At 67.6% G+C, this 20,803-nt stretch carries 15 protein-coding genes and 3 pseudogenes; 13 read left to right on the top strand and 5 right to left on the bottom strand.

Annotation, left to right across the window (positions count from 1 at the left end):
* Positions 1-145: 145 nt before the first annotated feature.
* From MXD62_RS06105 to MXD62_RS06080, 6 genes are all read left to right on the top strand, one after another.
* Entirely contained in the window at positions 146-1,639 is a 1,494-nt protein-coding gene (locus MXD62_RS06105) for an MFS transporter (RefSeq protein ID WP_248828450.1), read from the top strand.
* 272 nt (positions 1,640-1,911) lie between these two features.
* Positions 1,912-2,919 carry an ABC transporter ATP-binding protein gene (locus MXD62_RS06100; RefSeq protein WP_248828449.1) on the top strand — a complete coding sequence of 336 codons (1,008 nt, stop codon included), beginning with the start codon at positions 1,912-1,914 and terminating at the stop codon, positions 2,917-2,919.
* Between the two features lie 9 nt (positions 2,920-2,928).
* Positions 2,929-3,840 carry an ABC transporter ATP-binding protein gene (locus MXD62_RS06095; RefSeq protein ID WP_368862322.1) on the top strand — a complete coding sequence of 304 codons (912 nt, stop codon included), beginning with the start codon at positions 2,929-2,931 and terminating at the stop codon, positions 3,838-3,840.
* A gap of 48 nt (positions 3,841-3,888) precedes the next feature.
* Entirely contained in the window at positions 3,889-4,779 is an 891-nt protein-coding gene (locus MXD62_RS06090; protein ID WP_248828447.1) for a branched-chain amino acid ABC transporter permease, read from the top strand.
* Positions 4,772-5,956 (top strand): branched-chain amino acid ABC transporter permease, encoded by a 1,185-nt coding sequence (locus MXD62_RS06085; RefSeq protein ID WP_248828446.1) that lies wholly within the window; start codon positions 4,772-4,774, stop codon positions 5,954-5,956. Before MXD62_RS06090 ends, MXD62_RS06085 begins: the two co-directional genes overlap by 8 nt.
* A gap of 140 nt (positions 5,957-6,096) precedes the next feature.
* Positions 6,097-7,374 carry an ABC transporter substrate-binding protein gene (locus MXD62_RS06080; RefSeq protein ID WP_248828445.1) on the top strand — a complete coding sequence of 426 codons (1,278 nt, stop codon included), beginning with the start codon at positions 6,097-6,099 and terminating at the stop codon, positions 7,372-7,374.
* Between the two features lie 189 nt (positions 7,375-7,563).
* On the opposite strand, the gene MXD62_RS06075 is transcribed toward MXD62_RS06080, so the two are convergent.
* A complete protein-coding gene (locus MXD62_RS06075; RefSeq protein WP_368862321.1) occupies positions 7,564-8,820 on the bottom strand; it encodes an IS701 family transposase in 1,257 nt (418 codons plus the stop codon).
* A 546-nt stretch (positions 8,821-9,366) separates the two neighbouring features.
* Between MXD62_RS06075 and MXD62_RS06070 the strand changes: the two are divergent.
* Positions 9,367-10,171 (top strand): annotated as a pseudogene (locus tag MXD62_RS06070) (transposase).
* A 268-nt stretch (positions 10,172-10,439) separates the two neighbouring features.
* Positions 10,440-11,360, top strand: a complete 921-nt coding sequence (locus tag MXD62_RS06065; protein WP_248828443.1) for a TIGR03619 family F420-dependent LLM class oxidoreductase — start codon at positions 10,440-10,442, stop codon at positions 11,358-11,360.
* Between the two features lie 466 nt (positions 11,361-11,826).
* Here the strand turns inward: MXD62_RS06065 and MXD62_RS06060 are convergent, their stop codons facing one another.
* Positions 11,827-12,666: an SAM-dependent methyltransferase gene (locus MXD62_RS06060; protein ID WP_248828442.1), complete on the bottom strand. Its 840-nt coding sequence runs from the start codon at positions 12,664-12,666 to the stop codon at positions 11,827-11,829.
* Between the two features lie 341 nt (positions 12,667-13,007).
* Positions 13,008-14,765 carry a bifunctional diguanylate cyclase/phosphodiesterase gene (locus MXD62_RS06055; RefSeq protein ID WP_248828441.1) on the bottom strand — a complete coding sequence of 586 codons (1,758 nt, stop codon included), beginning with the start codon at positions 14,763-14,765 and terminating at the stop codon, positions 13,008-13,010.
* 208 nt (positions 14,766-14,973) lie between these two features.
* Between MXD62_RS06055 and MXD62_RS38730 the strand changes: the two are divergent.
* The 3 genes and pseudogenes from MXD62_RS38730 to MXD62_RS06040 all read left to right on the top strand — a co-directional run.
* A pseudogene (locus MXD62_RS38730) lies at positions 14,974-15,247 on the top strand (integrase core domain-containing protein); the annotation flags it as partial.
* Positions 15,248-15,339: 92 nt separating this feature from the next.
* Positions 15,340-16,334 (top strand): annotated as a pseudogene (locus tag MXD62_RS06045) (IS5 family transposase).
* A gap of 200 nt (positions 16,335-16,534) precedes the next feature.
* Complete coding sequence (locus tag MXD62_RS06040) at positions 16,535-17,647, top strand: CapA family protein (protein ID WP_308301202.1); 1,113 nt, start codon at positions 16,535-16,537, stop codon at positions 17,645-17,647.
* Between the two features lie 447 nt (positions 17,648-18,094).
* Here the strand turns inward: MXD62_RS06040 and MXD62_RS06035 are convergent, their stop codons facing one another.
* Positions 18,095-18,310 (bottom strand): hypothetical protein, encoded by a 216-nt coding sequence (locus MXD62_RS06035; RefSeq protein ID WP_248828439.1) that lies wholly within the window; start codon positions 18,308-18,310, stop codon positions 18,095-18,097.
* A 295-nt stretch (positions 18,311-18,605) separates the two neighbouring features.
* Positions 18,606-19,874, bottom strand: a complete 1,269-nt coding sequence (locus tag MXD62_RS06030) for an EAL domain-containing protein (RefSeq protein ID WP_248828438.1) — start codon at positions 19,872-19,874, stop codon at positions 18,606-18,608.
* Positions 19,875-20,023: 149 nt separating this feature from the next.
* Between MXD62_RS06030 and MXD62_RS06025 the strand changes: the two genes are divergently transcribed.
* Together MXD62_RS06025 and MXD62_RS06020 are read left to right on the top strand one after the other, a co-directional pair.
* Entirely contained in the window at positions 20,024-20,161 is a 138-nt protein-coding gene (locus MXD62_RS06025; protein WP_248828437.1) for a hypothetical protein, read from the top strand.
* An 11-nt stretch (positions 20,162-20,172) separates the two neighbouring features.
* Positions 20,173-20,616, top strand: a complete 444-nt coding sequence (locus MXD62_RS06020) for a hypothetical protein (RefSeq protein WP_248828436.1) — start codon at positions 20,173-20,175, stop codon at positions 20,614-20,616.
* The last annotated feature ends 187 nt before the right edge of the window (positions 20,617-20,803 follow it).

Genomic DNA, 20,803 nt, shown 5'->3' with positions numbered 1-20,803 from the left:
AAGACCCTGCCGCACCGGTTCGACCTGATGACCTGATGCTGCCGGCGCGACACCCGGTCGATGCCCCACTTCGGACCTGGCGGGTCGGGGGAAAGCCCTCGGCCCGCCCTCCGGACTGACCTGCATGCGTGGTGGCCAGCCAGCGATGGAGCGCGAAGACTCCGGACGCGTCGACGCGCGGGAGACGGATGCAGGGCCGCGGCGCTGGTGGATCCTGGGAGCTCTCTGCCTCGGCCTGGTCGTCGTCGAGGTCGACGCGAGCATTCTCAACGTCGCGATCCCGTCCATCGCGGCTGACCTTGACGCCGATCCGGCCGACATGGCGTGGATCGTCGACTCCTTCGTCCTCTCCTTCGCAGGCTTCATGCTCGTCGCCGGACGCCTGGGCGACCGTTTCGGGCACAGGAAGATACTCGAGGCGGGACTCCTGCTGTTCTCCCTGGCCTCCTTCGCCGCCACCTTCGCGGACTCACCCGCGGGCCTGGTCGCATGTCGCGCGGTCCTCGGTATCGGCGCCGCGGCTGTCCTGCCGACATCGAGAGCGCTGGTCATGGCGGTGTTCCCCTCCGCCGAGCACCCAAGAGCCCTGGGGTACTGGACCGCGGCAATAGGAGTGAGCTTACCGCTGGGACCTTTGCTCGGCGGGCTGCTCCTCGACCATTTCTGGTGGGGTTCCGTCTTCCTCGTGGGCGGGCCCGCCTCGCTGCTGGCCGGTGTCATCAACGCGGTGGTGCTCGGGCGTCAGAGGGCTGGTGGGGGCAAAGGCGGATGGGATCCGTCTGGGATTGCCCTGTCCGCGTTCGGAACGGCAGCATTGATATTCGGCATCATCGAGGGCCCTCGCCTGGGGTGGCTCTCCGCCACGATCCTGGCATGCCATGGCTCCGCCCTGGTGGCACTGGCCGCCTTCTTCGTCTGGGAACGTCATGCGACGCACCCGGTGGTCGGACCGGAACTGCTGCGGGTGCGATCGTTCACCGTGGGCTCGACGGTCGCCGCGCTCTCGCTGTTCGTGTTCAACGGGCTCCTCTTCGTGCTCACCCAGTACCTCCAGATCCTCGAGGGATACAGCCCTCTCCAGTCCGGTCTCCGAGTGATCCCGCTGGGAGCGGGATTCATGCTTGGCAGCGTCTCGTCACGCCGTGCGGCCCTGCGAATCGGTCAATGTGGCACGCTGGCCATCGGGTTCGCGGCGGTGGGATCGGCCCTCCTGGTACTCCTGCTCGGTACCTGGTCCGACGGTTATCTCGTCACGGGTGTCGGTGTTCTGATCGTCGGCTGGGGAACCGGGCTGACAATGGCCTGCGCCGTCCATCTGGCACTGAGTGAGGTTCCGGCGTCCACAGCGGGCGCCGCCGGAGCCTTCAGTAACTCGGTAAGGCAGTTGGGGGCGGCACTCGGCGTCGCAGTCCTCGGCGCCGCACTCGGGACGTCCGCAGGGAGAAGTGGCGCGCAGAACCCTTCTTCCTCTGATCCTGTCAGCAATACCGCTGGAAGCGTCGTAGCGGACATTGCGACCGCTCGTCCGGGCCTTGGCGTGGAAAACGGGTTCAGGCTCGCCTTCGCCCTGGCGGCGATCGTGAGTTGCCTGGGCATCGCGGTTGTCGCCGCGGCTCTCAGGAAAGCTCGATCAGCCTGACGGGGGAGCGGCGTGTTCGACGTCGAGGCCCCGCTCGGCGAGCAACGCCTCGACGTCCCGGTTGGGCAGCGTGAGCCGCAGACGGCGGCGCACCCGCCAGGGCGGCCACCTTCGGCGGAACCGGGGCCCGACGAACTCCGACAACGGCGCGACTGGACGAAGGCGGTAGCGCGTCCTCTGATCAGGCGGCGCGCCGACGCGGGCCGCGCAGGCAACCTAACAAAGTACTGGGAAAAAGCTACCAACACTTGTGTCGTCGACTCGCGCGATACATGATCGGCCGCCTATGGCACATTCGTCCCTTCTTCACGCCGGAACACGCCGATCATCCCCATCAACAAACAAGTCGACGGAGTGCGGTCTTGGAACTGGACGTCAGCGGTCTGCAGGTCACTTACGCGGGGGTCATTCGAGCCCTGCGGGGGGTTGACCTGCGTGTAGGGGCCGACGAGATCGTCGCTGTCCTCGGCAGCAACGGGGCAGGCAAGACCACACTGCTCCGCGCCGTCACCGGCTCGTTGAAACGCCACCGGGCCAAGGTTGACAAAGGGCAAGTGACATTCGGTGGGCGGTCCCTGGTGGGTGTGGACCCGGTCGACGTCGTCAACCGCGGCGTCGTTCTCGTGCCGGAGGGACGCCGCGTGTTCGGACGGCTGTCCGTGGAGGAGAACCTCAGGGCGGGCGCGATATCCGTCCGCGACCGCGCCGCCAGGGCCGAAGCCCGGAACAAGGTCTACGCAATGTTCCCCCGGCTCGCCGAGCGCCGCGGACAACGCGCCGCGCTGCTCTCCGGCGGCGAGCAGCAGATGCTGGCCATAGGCCGGGCTTTGATGTCGAGCCCTCGATTGCTGCTGCTGGACGAACCGTCGCTCGGTCTCGCGCCGCAGATCGTGGCGCGCATCGGAGAGGTCCTGAAAGAGATCAACCGAGCGGGCACGTCGGTCATGCTCGTCGAGCAGAACGCGGCGATGGCACTCGGCGTCGCCGACCGCGGTTACGTCCTCGAGCTCGGCAGGGTGGAACTGTCCGGGCCGGCCGCCCAGCTGGCCGTGTCCGACAGCATCGCCTCCCTGTACCTCGGCCGGGGACCCGGCGACGACGCGAGCCGACGCGGGGCGGGCGACACCCCTGGCGGCCCGGACGGCCCTGGCGGTCTCGGCGGTGGCCGTGGGGGTTCCGCGAGCCCCGTCCCGGCGGCGACGTTGAGTCGCTGGATCCCGCCCGAGAAGGGCCGCTTCGGCCTGCTGGGTGGCGCCGGTGCCGCGACCGGGGGCAGGTAGGCCGTGCCGATTCCGACGAGGCCCGGCCGCGGTGTCGGCGCTGCCCGGACCGTCCGCGGCGAAGTCGCAGCGCTCGACGTCGAGGCCGTGACCGTGCGGTTCGGGGCCCTCACCGCGCTGTCCGAGGTGTCGCTGCGGGCCGAGCCCGGCACGGTGCACGCCGTGATCGGGCCGAACGGCGCGGGGAAGTCGACGTTGTTCAATGTCATCTCCGGCGTGTACAGCGCCTCAGCCGGCAGCGTCCGCCTCGGTGGGACGACGTTGACCGGGCTGCGGCCACACAGGATCACCGCGCTCGGCGTGGGCCGGGCGTTCCAGAACATGGCGGCCTCGCCCAACGAGTCGGTCGAGGAGAACATCATGCTCGGCCGGCACCTGCTGACCCGGTCGGGCTTCGTCAGCGCCGGGCTGAAACTGCCGTGGGCGGTCCGGGAGGAACGGCTGCACCGTGCGCGGGTTGTCGAGATCGCCGAGTTCGTCGGCCTCGGCCACGTCCTCCACCTGCCGCTGGGAACCCTTTCCTACGGCGACCGTAAACGGGTCGAGGTCGCCCGCGCGCTGGCGACCGAGCCGCGGGTGCTGCTGCTCGACGAACCGGTCGCCGGAATGAACGCCGAGGAGACCAGGCGGATGTCGGAGATCGTGCTGGCGGTTCGCGAGTCGCTGGGGATCACGGTTCTGCTCGTCGAGCACGACATGTCCATGATCATGTCCGTTGCCGACCGGATCAGCGTGCTCGATTTCGGCCGGCTGATCGCCGACGGCACGCCCGCGCAGATTCAGAACGACCCCGCGGTCATCGCCGCCTACCTCGGCACTACAGCCGGCACCGACACCGGTGCGATCTCGGCTCACACCACGGCGAGTTCAGGTCACATATCGGCAGGACCAGACCACACCACGGCACCATCCCAGCAGTAGCGACGAGCGCCTCGGCCGCGTCCCCGCCCCGACCGGAGAGCCCAAGCTGTGACCACCTTTCTTTCCTTCCTGATGAACGGCCTGTCGCTCGGGTCGTTATACGCCCTGATCGCGCTCGGTTTCGTCATCATCTACAAGGCCAGCGAGATCCTGAACTTCGCACACGGCGCCTTCCTGCTGCTCGGCGCCTATGTCATCGCCCGGCTGGAGCCGTCGGTCGGCTTCTTCGCCGCCGTCGCCATCGGCATCGTCGCCACCGCGCTGGTCGCCTTCGTCTCCGAACGGGTGCTGTTCTCCAGGGTGCGCAGTGCGCACGTGGCATCCCTGACGATCATGACGCTCGGCCTGGACCTGATCATCACGACCGACCTGACCAGGCGGATCGGCTCGAGGGTGCTGTCGCTCGGTCAGCCGTGGGGTGCCGGCGTCGTCCGCGTCGGCGGCGTCAGCATCAGCGAGAACCGGCTGATCGCGATCGTCGTGGCGTTCGTCCTCATCGGCCTGCTGTTCGCCGCGTTCCGCTTCACAAGCTGGGGCGTGGCGCTGCGGGCGGCGGCCGAGGACGGTGAGGCCGCCGCCCTCATGGGTATCCGGCAGGCGCGGGTCGGCGCGGTCGCCTGGATCATCGCGGGCGGCCTCGCCGCGGTGGCCGCCGTGTTCCTGACCGGCAGTCCGACGCCGGGGCTCGAACCCAACCTCCGCACGATCGCGTTCGCCGCGTTCCCGGCCGCCATCCTCGGCGGCCTCGACTCGACGACCGGGGCGCTGGCCGGCGGCCTGATCGTGGGAGTGGCCGAGTCGCTGTTCGCCGGCTACAACGCCAACCTGACCTTCCTCGGTGGCGGTTTCAGCGTCGTCGTCCCCTACGCGGTGATGATGCTGGTGCTCGTCGCCCGGCCAGCTGGCCTGTTCGGGACGAAGGAGCTGCACCGTGTCTGACCCGACGACGCAGAGCACGGCCGCCGCGCCGCCACCCGCCGCGCCGCCGCGCACCGCCACAGCGGCCGGTCGGGGCCGTCCGCCGGGCTTCCGCCGCCCAGCCGTGGGCAGCCTGCTGCTGATGGCACTCGTCGCGGTGCTGGCCGTCCTGCCCTTCTACCTTGAGGAGTTCTGGCTGCGCACCGGCTTCGCGGTGTTCGGCGCGGCGATCGGCGCGATCGGCCTGAACATCCTGGTCGGCACCACCGGCCAGCTCTCCCTTGGGCACGCGTTCTTCCTGGCGGTCGGCGGGATCAGCTACTGCTGGCTGTCCGGCGAGTCCAACGACGCCGGCGCCCACCCCTACGTCGGTCTCGGGTTGCCGCCGCTGCTCGGCATGGTGCTCGCGGTCGGGATCTCAGGTCTGGCCGGCCTGCTCTTCAGCCCGATCGGTGCCCGGCTGAAGGGCCTCTACCTCGGTATCGCGTCGCTGGGCATGGTGTTCGTCGGCATCCACGTCTTCAACTCGGTCGACCAGGTCAGCGGCGGTCACAACGGACGCACCGTCCCCGAGTTCTCGCTGTTCGGGTTCACCTTCGACGACAGCGACCCCGAGCTTTACGTGCTCAACGTCGAGTTCGAGAAGTTCGAGCGGCTGTGGTATCTCGGCCTGGTCCTCGCGGTGGGCTGTTACCTGTTCGCCAGGGCGACACTGAACGGACGTCCCGGCCGGGCGCTGCGCGCCGTGCGGGACAGCGAGATCGCGGCCTCGGTGAACGGCGTGAACGTCACCTCGTACCGGGCGAAGGCGTTCCTGCTCTCGTCGATGTACGCGGGGCTGTCCGGAGTGCTGTTCGCGCTGGCCATCGGCAGTGTGGCGCCCGAGTCGTTCGCGATAGAGATCTCGGTCCAGTACCTGGCGATGATCGTGCTGGGCGGGCTCGGTTCGGTGGGCGGCGCCTGCGCCGGCGCGGCGTTCGTCACCGCCCTGCCATATGTGCTCGGGGAGTACGCCGCGTCGATTCCCGGCCTGTCCGAGCCTGGTACCGGCGGGGTGAGCTATTCTGAGGCCGCGCGTTATGCGTACGGTGCGGCCGTGATCCTGGTGATTATTTTCTGGCCCACCGGCCTGGCAGGGATAGCCCGTTCACTGAAGCTCGCGAGTATGAGACGCGCGGCCAGGAACGCGCCAACCTGACCACGGGCGGATCTACTTCTCCGTAGTGTCTCGTCCCGAGACGGTCGCCTTCAACTACCCGTGCTCTGAACTGACCGACTGAGCCGCAGCGGTCCTCCGCGCGCATTTTCCGCTCACAAATGACACGAAAGGAAACCAGGATGCGTGGCAACAGAGTCAGACACCACAGGCTGATGCGCCCGGTCGCTGCGATCGTCGCGGCGGCCGCACTCGTCGCCGCCGCGTCGTGCAGCACGAAGGCCGACGAGGAACCACCGGCGGAGAGCACGAGCGGCCCCGTCAAAACCGGTCCGGGAATTGAGGGAAATGTCATCAGCTTAGGGGTGCTGACCGACTTCACCGGCCTGAACGCCGCCGCCGGGAAGGAGGTCACCGAGGGTCAGCGGATCTTCTGGGACCAGGTGAACGCCGACGGTGGCATCTGCGACCGGTTCACCGTGGAACTCGAGGTCAGGGACCACGGATACAACGTGCAGACCGCGGTCTCGCAGTACGCCGAGATCTCCGGGGACGTCCTCGGCTTCGTCCAGGTCCTCGGTTCCGGGATGGCGACGGCGCTCATCCCCGAACTTGAGAAGGACGGCCTGATCGGTATTCCGCTCGCCTGGGCCAAGAACCTCGCCGCGAGCGAGAACTACGCGGTCGTCGGGCCCACCTACGACGTCGAGACCATCAACGGACTGGACTACCTGCTCAAGGAGGGGCTGATCCGCGAAGGCGGCAAGATCGGCCACATCTTCCACGACAGCGAGTACGGCAACAACGCGCTCGAAGGCAGCAAGTTCTTCGCTCAGCAGCACGGCATGACCGTCGTCGAGCAGCGGATCGGTCCGGCCGAGCCGGACATGACCTCCCGGGTCACCGCCCTCGCCGCCGAGAACGTCTCGGCCATCGTCCTCACCACCCAGCCCAGCCAGACCGCCGGCGTCGCCGCCGCGGCAGCGGGAGCAGGGCTCAACGTGCCGCTGCTCGGCAACGGCCCGACCCACATCCCGTCGCTGCTCGACACACCGGCCCGCGACGCCCTGATCGAGCACTTCTATCTCGTCGGCCCGACCGGCGGTGTCGGCCTTGAGCCCGCGGCCGACCTGCTGAAGGCGTACAAGGCGAAGTTCCCGGGCGTCGAGCCGTCGAACAGCGTTGTCACCGGCTACGCCACGTCCAAGGTCATGGAGCTGATCCTGGAGAAGGCCTGCGCTGACGGCGATCTCACCCCCGCGGGCGTCCTCGCCGCCAAGGCCGCCGTCAGCCCGGTCGACACCGGCGGGCTGACCGGCGAGCTGGACTTCTCCAAGCCGGGGTCGTCCCCGTCCAGGCAGGACTTCATCGCCCGTCCGAAGCCCGGTGTGCCGGGTGGCACCGAAGGCGTCGAGGCGAGTTACGAAGGACCGACGGTCGATTCCTACGTCCGTAGCTGAGGAATCTGACAGGGCCGCCCGGTGGGTTTGTTCGCCCACCGAGCGGCCCCGTCAACCGAGCGGCCCCGTCAACAAGCGGCTCTGTCAACCGAGTGGCCCTGTCATGTGTGCTCCTTCCCGCTGAGCCGGCCTTCGCCGTCGACCGCCGTTGTGGGCTCCGGCCGGTTCGCGCGGGGACTCGGGCAAGGTTCAGGCCAGCGAGGGCCAGGCTGACACAGGGGCTTCCGGGCCACGTCGCAGTCGTGTGCTGACGGCCTGGGCGATGCTGACGAGGGTGACGTGACGGTGCCAGCCGGTCCAGGAACGTCCCTCGAAGTGGTCCAGGCCCAGGCCGTCCCTGAGCTCGCGGTAGTCATGCTCGATCTGCCGCCGGATCCTGGTAAGGCGGACCAGGCCGCGCAGCGGGACGTCGGCAGGCAGGGTGGACAGCCAGTAGTCGCTGGGCTCGGCCGCGCCCGGCGCCCATTCGGCCAACAGCCAGCATTCCGGGGGATTCCGGCCCGGGGCGTAGGTGGTGTTCCGGCTTGCGGGGCGGATCCGCTGGACGACGAAGCGCGAGCACATGGCCCCGGCCGGGTTGGCGGTGGCCACCGGGGCGTCGGCCCGCCAGGTCACATACCGGCCGGCGGAGCGTCCAGCGGTGGTGACCAGGGCCCTGAGATCCCGCGGCGGGTCGGGCCGGGCGGGTAAGGGCGGCCGGCCACCGGCCGGGTACGGCACGGGGACCGGCACCGCGTCGGCGGGGTAGGCGGTCGCGGTCGACGTCACCGCCAGCAGGTAGGGGACACCCCGGTCGGTCAGTCCCTGCCGGAACGCGGCGACGTCGCCGTAGCTGGCGTCCGCCACAACCGGGCGCACCGGCATTCCCCACCCGTGGAGCTCGTCGAGCATGTCCAGGGCGAGGCGCCACTTCTCGTGATGCCGCTGGTCGTCGGGAATCGCCGCCCGCGCCCGCCGGGCCCAGGCCGCCGCGATCTGATCCGGATCGTCCAGGGCCCTGTCGTCCCACGAGGCGGGCAGGAACAACCGCCAGTTCAGCGCCGCCGAGGCCCAGTCGGTCGCCGCGTGCACCGACACCCCGATCTGACAGTTCCCGACCCTGCCCAGAGCACAGGAGTACATCCGGGCTACCCCGGGCGACGCCGGACCGTCCTTGGGGAAACTGCTGTCGTCCACGACGAGCGCGACCGGATCCACGAACCCGACCGCCCACCCGGTCAATCGCCGACGAACCTCAGAATGGCTCCAGGTCGAGCTGGTGATGAACTGCTGCAGACGCTGATGATCGATCCCGAGCCGGTCCGCCATCGGCCGCATTGACTTGCGCTTTCCGTCAAGCAGCAGGCCACGCAGATACAGCTCGCCCTTCTCTCGCTGATCACGTCGCCGCAGCCCGCCCAGCATCTGCTCGGCAAAGGCCTCGAGTACCGGGCCGACCCGCTTCATCTCCTCCGGACCCACGGTATCGATCCCACACCGTCGAGAGTGGTTCCTGAACCCGAAGACCAACAAAAAACCAACAAAATGTTACTGCCTGGTAGGGTGGTACACGTGGGCGGCGTGTGACCGCATTTGCGCTGGTCGGGGACGCGCCGGTCGGGGGTCCGGGTCGGGAAGCCTGTCCCTTCGGCGCTGGGCGGGAGAACAATCGGGTCGAGTCCGACCGCATCGACTCAAGGGGATCCGTAACTGGATCGAGCAGAGTTACAAGCAGGTCAAGGACGAACTGGGCCGGGCCGATCTCCAGGTCCGCTCCGACCTCGCGATCCGCCGTCACCAGACCCTCGTGCGCTGCGCGTTCTCGTTCTGCTGGAACACCTGGTTCACCACGCCCCCACCCACTGAACTCCAAACCCTGATCGCCACCATCAGCGCGGGTCAGAGCAATGGTTGAGACCTGTGGGTCGGCTGGGGAGGGGCGTGCCTTCCCGGTGATCGAGGTTGAGGTCTCAGTTAGGTCGACGTTGGCGCGTCGGTCGGGAAGGCACGCCGGTGCTCACGGTAGTACCCGAGAACAGCACGCCCGAGGACGGTTCGACGGTCAGGCCGTCGCTGATCGATGAGATCGTCCGGGAAGGTACGCGGCGGATGCTCGTGGCCGCGTTGGAAGCCGAGGTCGCCGCCTACATCGCCGAGCTCTCCGACGAGCGTGACGACCGCGGCCGCCGGCTGGTGGTCCGTAACGGCCACGCCCAGCTCGGGCAGGTGATGACCGCCGCCGGTGCGGTCGAGGTCACCGCGCCGCGGGTCAACGACCGCAGGGTCGACCCGCCCACCGGCGAACGGCAGCGGTTCTCCTCGGCGATCCTCCCCACCGTGGTGCCGCAAGACCGCGAACGTGCTGGCCGCGCTCCCGAAGTCGGCGCATCCCGGCGCGAGGAAGCACCTGGCGGAGATCTACAACGCCGAGGACAAGACCCACGCCACCGCCGCGGCGAAGGTGTTCGCCGCCGCCTACGGGGCGAAGTTCCCCAAAGCCATCGCGAAGATCGTCGATGATCTGGACGTGCTGCTGGCGTTCTACGACTACCCGCCGAACAGTGGGTGCACCTACGGACCACGAACCCGATCGAGTCCACGTTCGCGACCGTCTGCCACCGCACCCGGGTCACCAAAGGGCCCGGTTCCCGCGCCGCTGGACTGGCCATGGCGTTCAAACTCATCGACGCCGCCCAGGCCCGCTGACGCGCGGTCAACGCACCCCACCTCGTCGCCCTCGTCCGCGCCGGCGCCTCTTCGAAGCACAGGCCAGCTCGCCGAACGACCCACCACCACACCCGTCACCCAAGCCGCCTAACGATCACCATCCACAAGTCTTGACTATCCCTCCGCAGGGCACGGCCTCTGCCTCTACCTACCATCCTGATCCAACAAACCACCGCTAGCTCCTGCATGCCATGTCGAGACTGGAACTAGGTATCGATTTAGGCGTAGAGTCCTACGGCGGAGGGATGGGTGATCGAGGCTGGAGGCCGCCAAGGCATCCATGCGGGGCATGACCGTAGGTGTCCCACGACGCCAGATGGATGGACAACTGTGATGCACCAGGTCGGCGAGGAGAAGACGTGAAACTGGGATTTTCTATGCCGCATTTGCTGCGGCTAAAGGCCACATGCCAACCGTGGGAGACTAAAGTAACGGGCGCGGACCAGACTCGTCTCGCCAAGTGGGCCGAGAAGCTCGGCTACGCTATGATAAGCGTACCCGAACACCACATCATCCCGAAAAGTCATGTCGAACTTTCGGGGCCGCACTACTTAAGTGCGTACCCGACCATGGCCTATCTGGCCGGCGTCACGGAAAAGATACGAGTTAACTCGTGCATCGCGATCTTGCCGTTACAGCACCCCGTCATCACTGCCAAAGCTCTCGCGAGCATCGACTGGCTATCGAGCGGCCGCGTCTCCGTCACGTTCGGGGTGGGCTGGCTGGAAGAGGAGTTCGAAACTCTAGGTGTTCCCTTCCACGAACGCGGAGCGATGAGCGAGGAGTACATTCAGGCTATCATCGAGCTCTGGACCAAGGAGGAACCAGAGTTCGAAGGCAAGTACGTCTCATTCCGGGACGTCGCGTTCGAGCCCAAGCCCGTCCAGAAACCACACCCACCGGTGTGGTTCGGTGGTGACGCCGATGCCGTGCTGAGGCGCACCGCCCGCTACGCTTCGGGCTGGTGGCCATTCCTCACCAAACCCGAGGAAATCCCGACGAAGATCGATTTTATCAAGTCGCAGCCCGACTACAGCGGCAAGCTTACTGATGTGTTCTACGGCTTCGCCACCACGCGGGTCGGTGACGGTCATGTTGTGCAGAAAGACCCACGCGCTCGGGCAGGCATGACCAAACAGGAGATCATCGACCGGCTCTGCTGGTTCAATGAGCTGGGCGTGACGATGAGTTCAGTGCCGATCCCCAGTGTCAACCACCTCGAGGACTACCTCGACTACACCCAATGGGTGGCAGAAGAGATCATGCCCGCGGTTACGTAGTGGCAGCTTGGGATGGGTTCTGCCCCCGACGCGCTCGCCGCTGTGCTGCGCGACCGGGATGCAGTGTCCGGTGCTTATCGGACAACTTCGGTACTGGTCCGTCGCGTGATCGTCGCCAGAACCCGATCACCCTGTCCGATTTCGGGGCCCGATCCGAGTAGCCCCCACCACGACCCAGCCTCACTGGAACCCCCCCCAGAACAGCCCACGGATCGCTACCCAGCAAACTTGCCGAGGCCCTGCGCACCTCCTTCATCCGGCGAAGGGGACTGATTTGGCTGCGTATTTTCTGGCGAACGGGCCGCCTGAGCGACCTCGGCTGTCGCCCCCGAGTAAAATGCCAGCGGTATGTGAGGCTCCGAACGGGAAGATCTACGGTTAAGATTCGCTGGCTCGGTTGGACGGAACTGTCACCCGCGAAAGATCCTGGAACGGTGAGGGAAACGAGCGGCTGGATACCTGTGGGTTACTTGCGTCCTACCCCGCAGTAGCCGCAGATCTCGGCATCGGAGAGGTGATCTGCGGTACCGTCAGGGCGCCACCGGTGGATGACCTGCACTCCTGGATCGACCAGAGTCAGTCCATCGAACAGTCGCTCCACCTCCGCGCGGCTACGGAACTGGCACTCCAGGCCCCGCTCACGGTAGCTGGTCTCGATGCGTTGAGCGCTGGGATCGAGGTCGGCGGTGCCGTGGCTGAGGACGAGGTAGCTGCCAGCGGGAAGAGCATCGAGGAAGCTGCGGACGATGGTGTAGGGGGCGTCGCCCTCGACAAAGGGCAAGACTGCGAGAAGCGACAGCGCGACAGGGCGGGTCAAATCGAGGGTGTCGCGCAGCGCCGGGGCGGCCAGAATTTGATCAACGTTGCGTACATCGGCGTCGAGGTAGACAGTGCGCCCTTCGGGGGTGCTGGTCAGCAGAGCCCGGGCGTGGGCAAGGACGATCGGGTCGTTGTCGGCGTAGACCACTCGGGCGTCCGGGGCGATGCCCTGGGCGACCTCGTGCAGGTTCGGGCTGGTCGGGATGCCTGTCCCGATGTCCAGGAACTGCCGGATGCCGACCTCACCGGCCAGATACCGGATCGCACGGACCAGGAAGGCCCGGTTCTCTCGAGCGGCATCACGCAAAGTTGGGAAAACGGCGATAGCTTGTTCGGCGCCTTCCCTGTCGGCCGGGAAATTATCCTTCCCGCCGAGATAGTAGTCGTACATGCGCGCAGAGTGCGGGGTATCGGTCCGTAGTTCGACCGTGTCCACCTTGTCTACCAGGGTCTTCCAACGACGGGGACCCGTCGGAGTGTCGCTCACGCCCCACCCTCCCAACATCATCAGTGATGTTCAGGTTATCTCTCCGCGCTCGCTGTCCGGCCGGGTGGCCTACGATGCCACCAGGAGGCAACCAAGAGCCGAGGACTCCCAGATTACGGTGCTTCGTCCGCGGACCGTACTGGCAGGTGGGCGACGTGGTGATGGCGTGTGGCGTGGTGGTGGGTGTGCCACGATCGGCCTCGTGTCGGTAACCGCAGGCAGGGCCGACGCTGTGGCGCGCCGTGAGCCGTTCTCTGGCGACGTGGCAGCGCGAGCTCCGTGGCCGACGGCCCGGTGCGCTTTTCGATTGCCGTGTGTCGCGAGTTGCCGCCTGGCGGCGGTCAGCGTCCGCCGGCTGTTGTTCTTGTGTTGAAGTGGCGGCGGATGTGGGTCCGCATCGACTCGTCAAAGACAAGGCAGCGACCCGGCCCCTTCCGCTTCGCTGCGTACATCGCCATGTCGGCAGTACACAGGAATTCGTCGGCGTCGATGGGCTGGCCGTCGGAGTGCGCGATCCCGATGCTGGCGGCGACCGTGATCGGCTGGCCGGCGAGAACGATCTGTGGGGCGGCGAGGGTGGTGACGATGCGCCGGGCGATGGCCTGGACGTCGGGTAACGCGGGGTCGCGGTCGCAGAGCACAGCGAACTCGTCACCGGAGAGGCGGGCGACGCTGTCCTCGGGACGGACGGCCCGCTGGAGCCGGGTGGCCACCTCGCGGAGCAGGTCGTCGCCGGTCTGGTGACCGTACGAATCGTTGACCCTCTTGAAGTTGTCGAGGTCGATAAACAGGAGCCCGGTGCGACGGCGGTCGTGTCCGGCACGGGTCAGGGTTCGCTGCAGGCGGTCCAGGAACGCGGTTCGGTTCGGTAGCCCGGTGAGCCCGTCGTGCCGGGCCTGATATTGGGCGTCACGTTCGATGCGGAAGCGCTCGTCGGCCGCTGCCAGCACGGTCGCCACCATCTCGAGAAACATCACCTCATGCCGCGCGAAGGAACCGGGGTTGCGGCGGTCGATGGTGAGCAGAGCGCCTGGGTTGTCGGGCTGGCCGATCGGGATGGTCAGGGACGAGGACGCGCTGTCCGCCGCGATCCCACGGGGCGGGTCGGTGCGGCTGCCCGCGAGCGCCGTCCCGTCCGGCGCGGCTGATGGTGGGGGAGACGGGTAATACGGTGCCGCCGAACCAGCCGTGGCAACGACGTGTGGTAGACCGGAGTCCGGATCGGCCGCCCTGATAGTCACCCGATCGGCACACAGGTGGCCTGAGATCGCTGTCGTCGCCTGATGCCAGAGAGATGCCGGATCGGGGCTGCCCAGCGCGCACCGCCCGATCTCCGCCACCAGTGCCTGTTCAGCAGATCGGGCGCGCAGCTCGGCCAGTGCGATCTCCCGCTCGGTCACGTCGTGGGACACGATGGCGACCGACTGCACGACACCCTGCGCATCGCAGATCGGAACCGTTTGTGATTCGTACCAGTGTCCGTAGGCGGAGAAGACGCCGCAGGCGCGCTGGCCTGCCAGCGCTCGGCGGGTCAGATCCAGGGCATCAGGTAGATCTCGGAAGACCTCGAAGATGCTGCGCCGTCGCGCGATCTCCAGGCGTCGGACCGCGTCTTCGCCTATCGCACCCTCGTTGAACAGGACGTAGCCGTCCCTGTCGACCAGGGCCAGGGTGACTGGGGTGTTTTCCATGACGAGCCGAAGGTGGCGGTGCGACGCCAGCTGCTGGCTGAGATCCTGGAACTGGACGAGGAAATAGGGCAGTTCGGCTTCCTCGGGGGCCACGTCGTCGGTCAGGATCACCGACGTCGCCAGAACATGGACGACAGACCCGCTCGGCTGCACGAAGCGGACGATGCCCTGCCAGTGGGTCTGGCCAGCGGCATGGTTCTGTCGCGCTTCTGCCAGGTGAGCCTCTCGGTCATCTGGATGGACCAGCGTCTCCCACCGGACACCAACGAGTTCGTCCTCGTTCCGTCCGAGGATCCGGCAGGTGGCCTGGTTCACCCTGCGCACCCGATAATCGGCGACCCCAATGATGCCCAGCCCGATCTCCATCAGGTCGAACAGACCCGAACCTTCTCCCCCCTGTCGTACCACAGCGCCCACCACCTATCTTGCCCGAAGGCCGGGCGAACCCGCCTGTACCCGGCATACCGAATGTGATGCGGTCCAACAGTATGCACCGGTGTCAACTGCTGTATAGTTGGACATAGGTCGGGCGTTCGTCGGAGGGCCGCGTATCCGGCGGGCCCCGAGGTGCGCGTGACGCGTGACGCCGTCCTGTGCCTCGGCGAGTAGGACAGTCGGCATCGCCACCGTCAAGATCCCATCCCGAACCCCGCGCGAACGCCTACGCAGGACGGTTCATCCGCACCGTCCGGACCGAGGTCACCGACCGCATGCTGATCGTCGGTGAACGGCACCTGCGCACCGTCCTGGTCGAGTACACGGCCCACCACAACGGACGACGACCCCACAGTGGCCGCGACCTTCAACCACCACGGCCCGACCACCCCGTCGCAGACCTGACCAAGGAACGGATCAAGCGCCAACCCGTCCTCGGCGGCTTGATCAACTAATGCGAACGAGCCGCCTAGGGCCTGTTCTGAGTCCGGATCACAATCAGGGTGTTCATCCTTCGTTCGGGTGCTTCGGCTGGTAGCACGGCTGTATGACGCGTGGTGATCTGACCGATGGTGAATGGGAGTTGATCGAGCCGCACCTCCCGCTGGGGGCGTCCGGACCGATCCCTGACCTGCGCAGCTATTTCAGCGCGGTGATGTGGAGGTTCCGTACCGGCAGCCCCTGGCGGGACGTGCCGAACAGCTACGGCTCCTGGTCGACGATCTACGACTGGTTCCGTCTGTGGGCGCGTGACGGGGTCTTCCGGACCCTCATGGACGCAATGATCACCGAGGCGGCGGCGCGCGACGATGTCGATCTCAGCCTGGTCAGCGTGGACTCCACCGTCGCCCGCGCGCATCACCACGCGGCGGGCATGGTGGTCGACCCGGACCTCCTGGAGGACATAGAGAAGGCCCTGACTGAGGAAAAGGGGCTTCAGAAACCGGGCAAAACGACTCCGTAACCGAGGCGCCCGAGGGCGGAGAGGAAGCCGAACGGGCACGGCGCCGCGCGGTACGCCGACGCCGCAAGGCCCGCCTGAAGGCCGCCGAACTGGGACGCTCCCGGGGCGGGCTGACCAGCAAGGTGCACCTCGCGACCGACCGGCGCTGCCGCCCACTGTCCATCATCCTCACCCCCGGACAGGCCGCGGACAGCCCGCGTTTCCTCCCGGTCCTGAAGAAGATCAAGGTGCGTGGACCGGTCGGCCGCCCCAGGACCCGGCCGGACGCGGTCGCCGGAGACAAGGCGTACTCCTCCCGCGCCAACCGCGCCCACCTGCGCACACGGAAGATCCGGGCGGTGATCCCGGAGAAGGCCGACCAGATGGCCAACCGTAAGAAGCGCGGCAGCGCCGGAGGCCGCCCGGTCAGCCACGACGCCACGCTCTACAAAGACCGCAACACCGTGGAACGCGGCATCAACAAGATCAAGGAATGGCGGGGTCTGGCCACCCGCTACGACAAGACACCCGAAAGCTACGCCGCAGGACTCCACCTGCGCGGATCCATCCTCTGGCTACGCAGCCTGCCAACCCCATGATCCGAACTTGGAACAGACCCTAAAGCCCAGGTCAAGGCCGGTGTCCGAGTTCTGGCAACCCGCAGGCTTCTTGGATCGCCCACGATGCGGGACATTCAGCCCATCTCGCCGGAGTCGGAACTGTGGGCCATCGTCTTGCCGTCGCTGCAACCGGGTCGCTCGGCTCGGCCGGCGGAGGTTGTCGCCCATAAGGTGGAACCGTGTGCGAGGGTGCGGTGAGGTTGTTCCTCTGCGGCGACGTGATGCTCGGCCGCGGTATCGACCAGATCCTGCCGCATCCCGGTGACCCGACCCTTTCCGAGGGATACGTCTGGGATGCCCGCAGCTACGTCGATTTGGCAGAGGCGGTGAACGGCCCGATCCCTCACCCGGTCGACTTCGCCTGGCCCTGGGGAGATGCGCTGCCAGCGCTGGACGAGGCTGCGCCCGATGTCCGGGTGCTGAATCTGGAAACCGCCATCACCCGGTGCGATGCCTTCGCGGCGGGGAAGGAAGTCCACTATCGGATGAGCCCGGACAACCTGCCCTGCCTGACTGCCGCCCGACCTGACGTGTGTGTGCTGGCAAACAACCATCTGCTCGATTTCGGTCGCCGGGGGCTCATCGAGACGCTCGATGTGCTGTCCGGTGCCGGGCTGATGGGGACGGGAGCCGGACACGACGCAGAAGAGGCCCGCCGGCCCGCGGTTGTGTCGATCGATGGCGGCCGGCGGGTCCTGATCTTCTCGTTCGGGCTGCCGTCCAGCGGCATTCCAGCGACATGGGCCGCGACCGAGGACAGGGCCGGCGTTGACCTCGTCCCGGAGCTGTCGGACGGCTGGGCCGACGAGGTCACGGGCCGTGTTCGGCAGGTGAAGCGGCCCGGTGACCTCGCCGTCGCATCCATCCACTGGGGCTCCAACTGGGGCTACGGCGTCGATGACGACCAGATCCGCTTCGCGCATCGGCTGGTGGACGGCGGTATCGACATCGTGCACGGACACTCGTCGCACCATCCACGGCCTGTCGAGATATACCGGGACAGGCTCATCCTGCACGGGTGCGGCGATTTCATCGACGACTATGAGGGGATCGCCGGCTACGAAAGCTATCGGGACGACCTGCGGCTGGCGTACTTCGTGTCGGTCGATCCGGGCAGCGGGAAGCTGATCGACCTGTGTGTGATGCCCCTGCAGGCACGGCAGATGCGACTCCGGTACGCCGGCCCCGAAGACTCCGCCTGGCTACAGGAGATTCTTGACAGCATCAGCCGCGGCTTCGGGGCACGGTTCGACCTTCAGTCGGACGGCATGCTCTCGCTCCGCCGATCATGAGCGGCCGGACGGGCGGCCGCCTATCTACAGCCGCTCGCTGCCCGGCCTCGCCGTCGGCAGCGGTACGTCGCCGCGCTCCTTCGTCGAATTCGGCCGGATCGGCACGCACCTGCGCTTCGCCATCAGCGCGGCGGTCGTGCGGGCCCGAATGCTCGACGAGGACGGCGAGCCGATCGCGACCGACCTGTGGCCGACCTGGCCGACCTGTTCTGCCGGCAGGCGCGACGCCGTGTCGAGACATCCTTCTCGGCGCTGTGGCGCAACGACGACACCCGCAACTACACGGCGGCGCGGGAGGTGCTCGCCGGCCGCTTCATCTGGGTCGAGGCTGGCGCTCGGTGCCGAAGGCAGGCCGGTAGGACGCCGGGAAAAAGCCGAAATTTCGAGCGGAGGGGTCACGTCTGGAGGCGCAGCCGCGCGGTGACGCGACAGCGTCCGATCGATCAGTCAGTCCTCGTCATCGCTGATACCGTGCTGGGCCAGATGTACCCGTATCGCCTGTTCGAGGGCGTCGGTGTCGAGGCAGGCCGTCGTTCCCCTGGGGGAGACGACCGCTGCGAGGTGAATGGGCCAGGGGCAGACCGGGCAGACCGCGACGAGCCTCGCCATCGGCAGGGCGGTCACCAGGCCGAGGTCACCATTGACGGGTTGCTGCCACCACACCCTCTAGTACTACCCCACTGGCGGGCGGCATCCCGGTTACTGGCGTCTGCGTTCCGATCCGGCGAGCCAACGGCTGCAGGAGTCCGGCCGCAGGTCAGCCCCTCCTCGCCGAGGCTGCGGGGGACGTCCACAGCAGGCCGGCCCGGGACCCGACGTCGACGAGTGCTCGAACCCACCGCGCCACAGGGGGTCAGCGTTCAGGCGTCGCCGACAGCACCAGCCGGGACCGCCGCGTCCCACCACCCCTCAACGCGACAAAGCCCTCCATTCCCGGCGGCATGCGACAGTCCCGGCGCTACCCGTTTCTCGGACGCTCCTTTTGCTGGCACCTCGGCCGTCTCGAGCACGCGTCGTGGATGTTGGGGGTGGGACGGCCGAGGAGATAACCCTGGGCGTATCGGATGTGCGCGTCCCGGAGGGCTTCTACTTCAGAGTGTGATTCGACGCCTTCGGCGACGATCTTCGCGTCGATCGCGGTCGCCACTGTCGTCAAGCCGGCGGCGACTGCCCTCCGGGCCGGATCACGGTCGATACCGTGAGTAATAAACCGGTCGATCTTGATGATGTCCGGTCGTAGTCGTAGGAGCTGTTCAAGGCCGGCGTAACCGGTGCCGACGTCGTCAACGGCGATGTGGGTGCCGTGGTCGCGCAGCGTGTCGAAGGCCCGTGCCAGGTTGTCGCTGTCCACCATGTACTCGTGCTCGGTGATCTCGACTGCTAGGCGCTCGGGTGAACCGGTCGACAGGATCAGCTCGACCGCGTCGTCGGCCAGCGCCGCGGCCGACAGGTTGATCGCCAGCGTGACCCCGGGCGGGATGTCGGGCAGTGACTGAACGGCCCGGCCCAGTGCGGCCAGTTCGAGTTCGGGGCCCAAGCCGACCGTCGTCGCCTTCTTGAACACGTCCTCGGGTGAGCTGTCCAAGGCGGGGAACGTGGTCAGTGCCTCGACCGCGACGACCCGGCCACGTCGGCCCGCGTGCAGGTCGACCACCGGCTGGAAGGTGGTTCGCAGCGCGGCGCCGTCCAGCGCGGCACGGATCTCGCGCCAGGTTCGGCTCTGTCTGTCCCAGAGGTCGCGAACATCGATGACGAAGTCGGTGAGGAACCGCGCGAGCAGGCGCAGGAAGCCGCCATCGTGCTGGGGCAGCGCCGGGATCGGCTCGCTCCCCACACAGCCGATCATGCCGATCGACTCGCCCTCGCTGTCGGTGAGCATCGCCGCGGCGAAGGCACGCACACCCAGCTCCCGCGCCCCCGCCAGCTCGGCGGCACGAGGATCCGCGCGGGTGTCGGGCACCAGCGACGGCAGATCGCCCCGCTCGACTGCTCCCCACAGTGACCCCGGGCGTCGCACCGTCGAGTACGGGCTGAGCCCGAACCGCCCTGCATCCCCGCACAGCACCTCAAGAACCAGAAGATCGTCGACGAACCGGCCGAGCCAGCCGACGTCCATCCGTAACCGGCGGCGCAGAACCGCCACCAGGTCGGGGAGCATCGAGCCCGGTTCGGAAACATTGATCCGCGGGCCCAGACAGGACCCCTTGGACGCCATCCGCGTTCCCATACCGTCAGACCTACCCGGCTCGGTGTGGGTGCCCTCACCGGGCCCGGCATGAAGTCTCCGGAGCAGCCAGACGGGTCTGGGCCCGCTACCGACTGGACAGCACCCGCTCGTCCCGGCTGTTCGCCGCGGAGCAGGACGAGAACCGCGCGGTGCTGGCGGTCCGGCGGGCCGAGTTCGACCGGTGGCGCAAGGTGCTGGCCGATCGCCCGTCCGACAGGGAGATCGCCACCTGGCTGACTGTGACCGGAAGATCATTTTTGATCGGGCGCTGCGGCATTACCGGCTGAAGCCGAGTGAGGTGATCTCTCATGCCTTCGCCGAGCTTCCCGCCGGCCGGCCCGGGCGCGCACGTGTACTCCATGGCCCCTGGCGCTTCCGCAAGTATCGAATCTCGGTCTTCCTGCTGACCATGGACGGCGTGCGTCAGTTCGACGCCGTCCTCGACCTCGACACGGGCGAGATCTCCGATCGGGGGCGGATGAACTACCGCTTCGAAGTGATCGCGTCCGTCCGGGTGACGGGGGCGGCAAGCGCGGCGCAGACCTTCGCGCTGGTGTTCGTCAACGGGCAGGAGATAAAGATGAACACTGCGGAATCGGCGCTGGGTGAAGTTCTCGAAGGCGAGAAGCCGGAGGCGGTTGCCCGGGTCACGCAGGATGCCGCTGGTCTCCAGCACACGCTCAGCGTGCTGGAAGGAGTCGCGGCGGATGGCAAGGAGTGGGTCCGCAAGGCGAGGGGCTGACGGCGGCGCGGGGACGTCGCGCGGCTGCCGCGACTACTCGCTAGCCGGCAGCCAGCCAACCGTTGCCGGTCCGCCGGGTCGCAGACCGGCTGGACGTCCTGGCGGACGTACTCACCGAGGACCCGCCGGGGGGGGGCCGGGGGGGCCCCCCCGGGGGGGGCCCCCCCGGCCGGGGCCCCCCCGCGGG

Origin of the sequence: Frankia sp. Mgl5, from assembly GCF_023242985.1 — a bacterium.
Taxonomy (GTDB): Bacteria; Actinomycetota; Actinomycetes; order Frankiales; family Frankiaceae; genus Parafrankia; species Parafrankia soli.
This window is presented reverse-complemented; position numbering and strand designations above follow the sequence as displayed.

Coding starts and splice junctions, on each gene's coding strand:
- MXD62_RS06075 (WP_368862321.1), bottom strand. CDS start 8,820: ATGAAGCGGGTCGGCCCGGTACTCGAGGCCTTTGCCGAGCAGATGCTG.
- MXD62_RS06080 (WP_248828445.1), top strand. CDS start 6,097: ATGCGTGGCAACAGAGTCAGACACCACAGGCTGATGCGCCCGGTCGCT.
- MXD62_RS06030 (WP_248828438.1), bottom strand. CDS start 19,874: ATGGGAACGCGGATGGCGTCCAAGGGGTCCTGTCTGGGCCCGCGGATC.
- MXD62_RS06105 (WP_248828450.1), top strand. CDS start 146: ATGGAGCGCGAAGACTCCGGACGCGTCGACGCGCGGGAGACGGATGCA.
- MXD62_RS06100 (WP_248828449.1), top strand. CDS start 1,912: ATGATCGGCCGCCTATGGCACATTCGTCCCTTCTTCACGCCGGAACAC.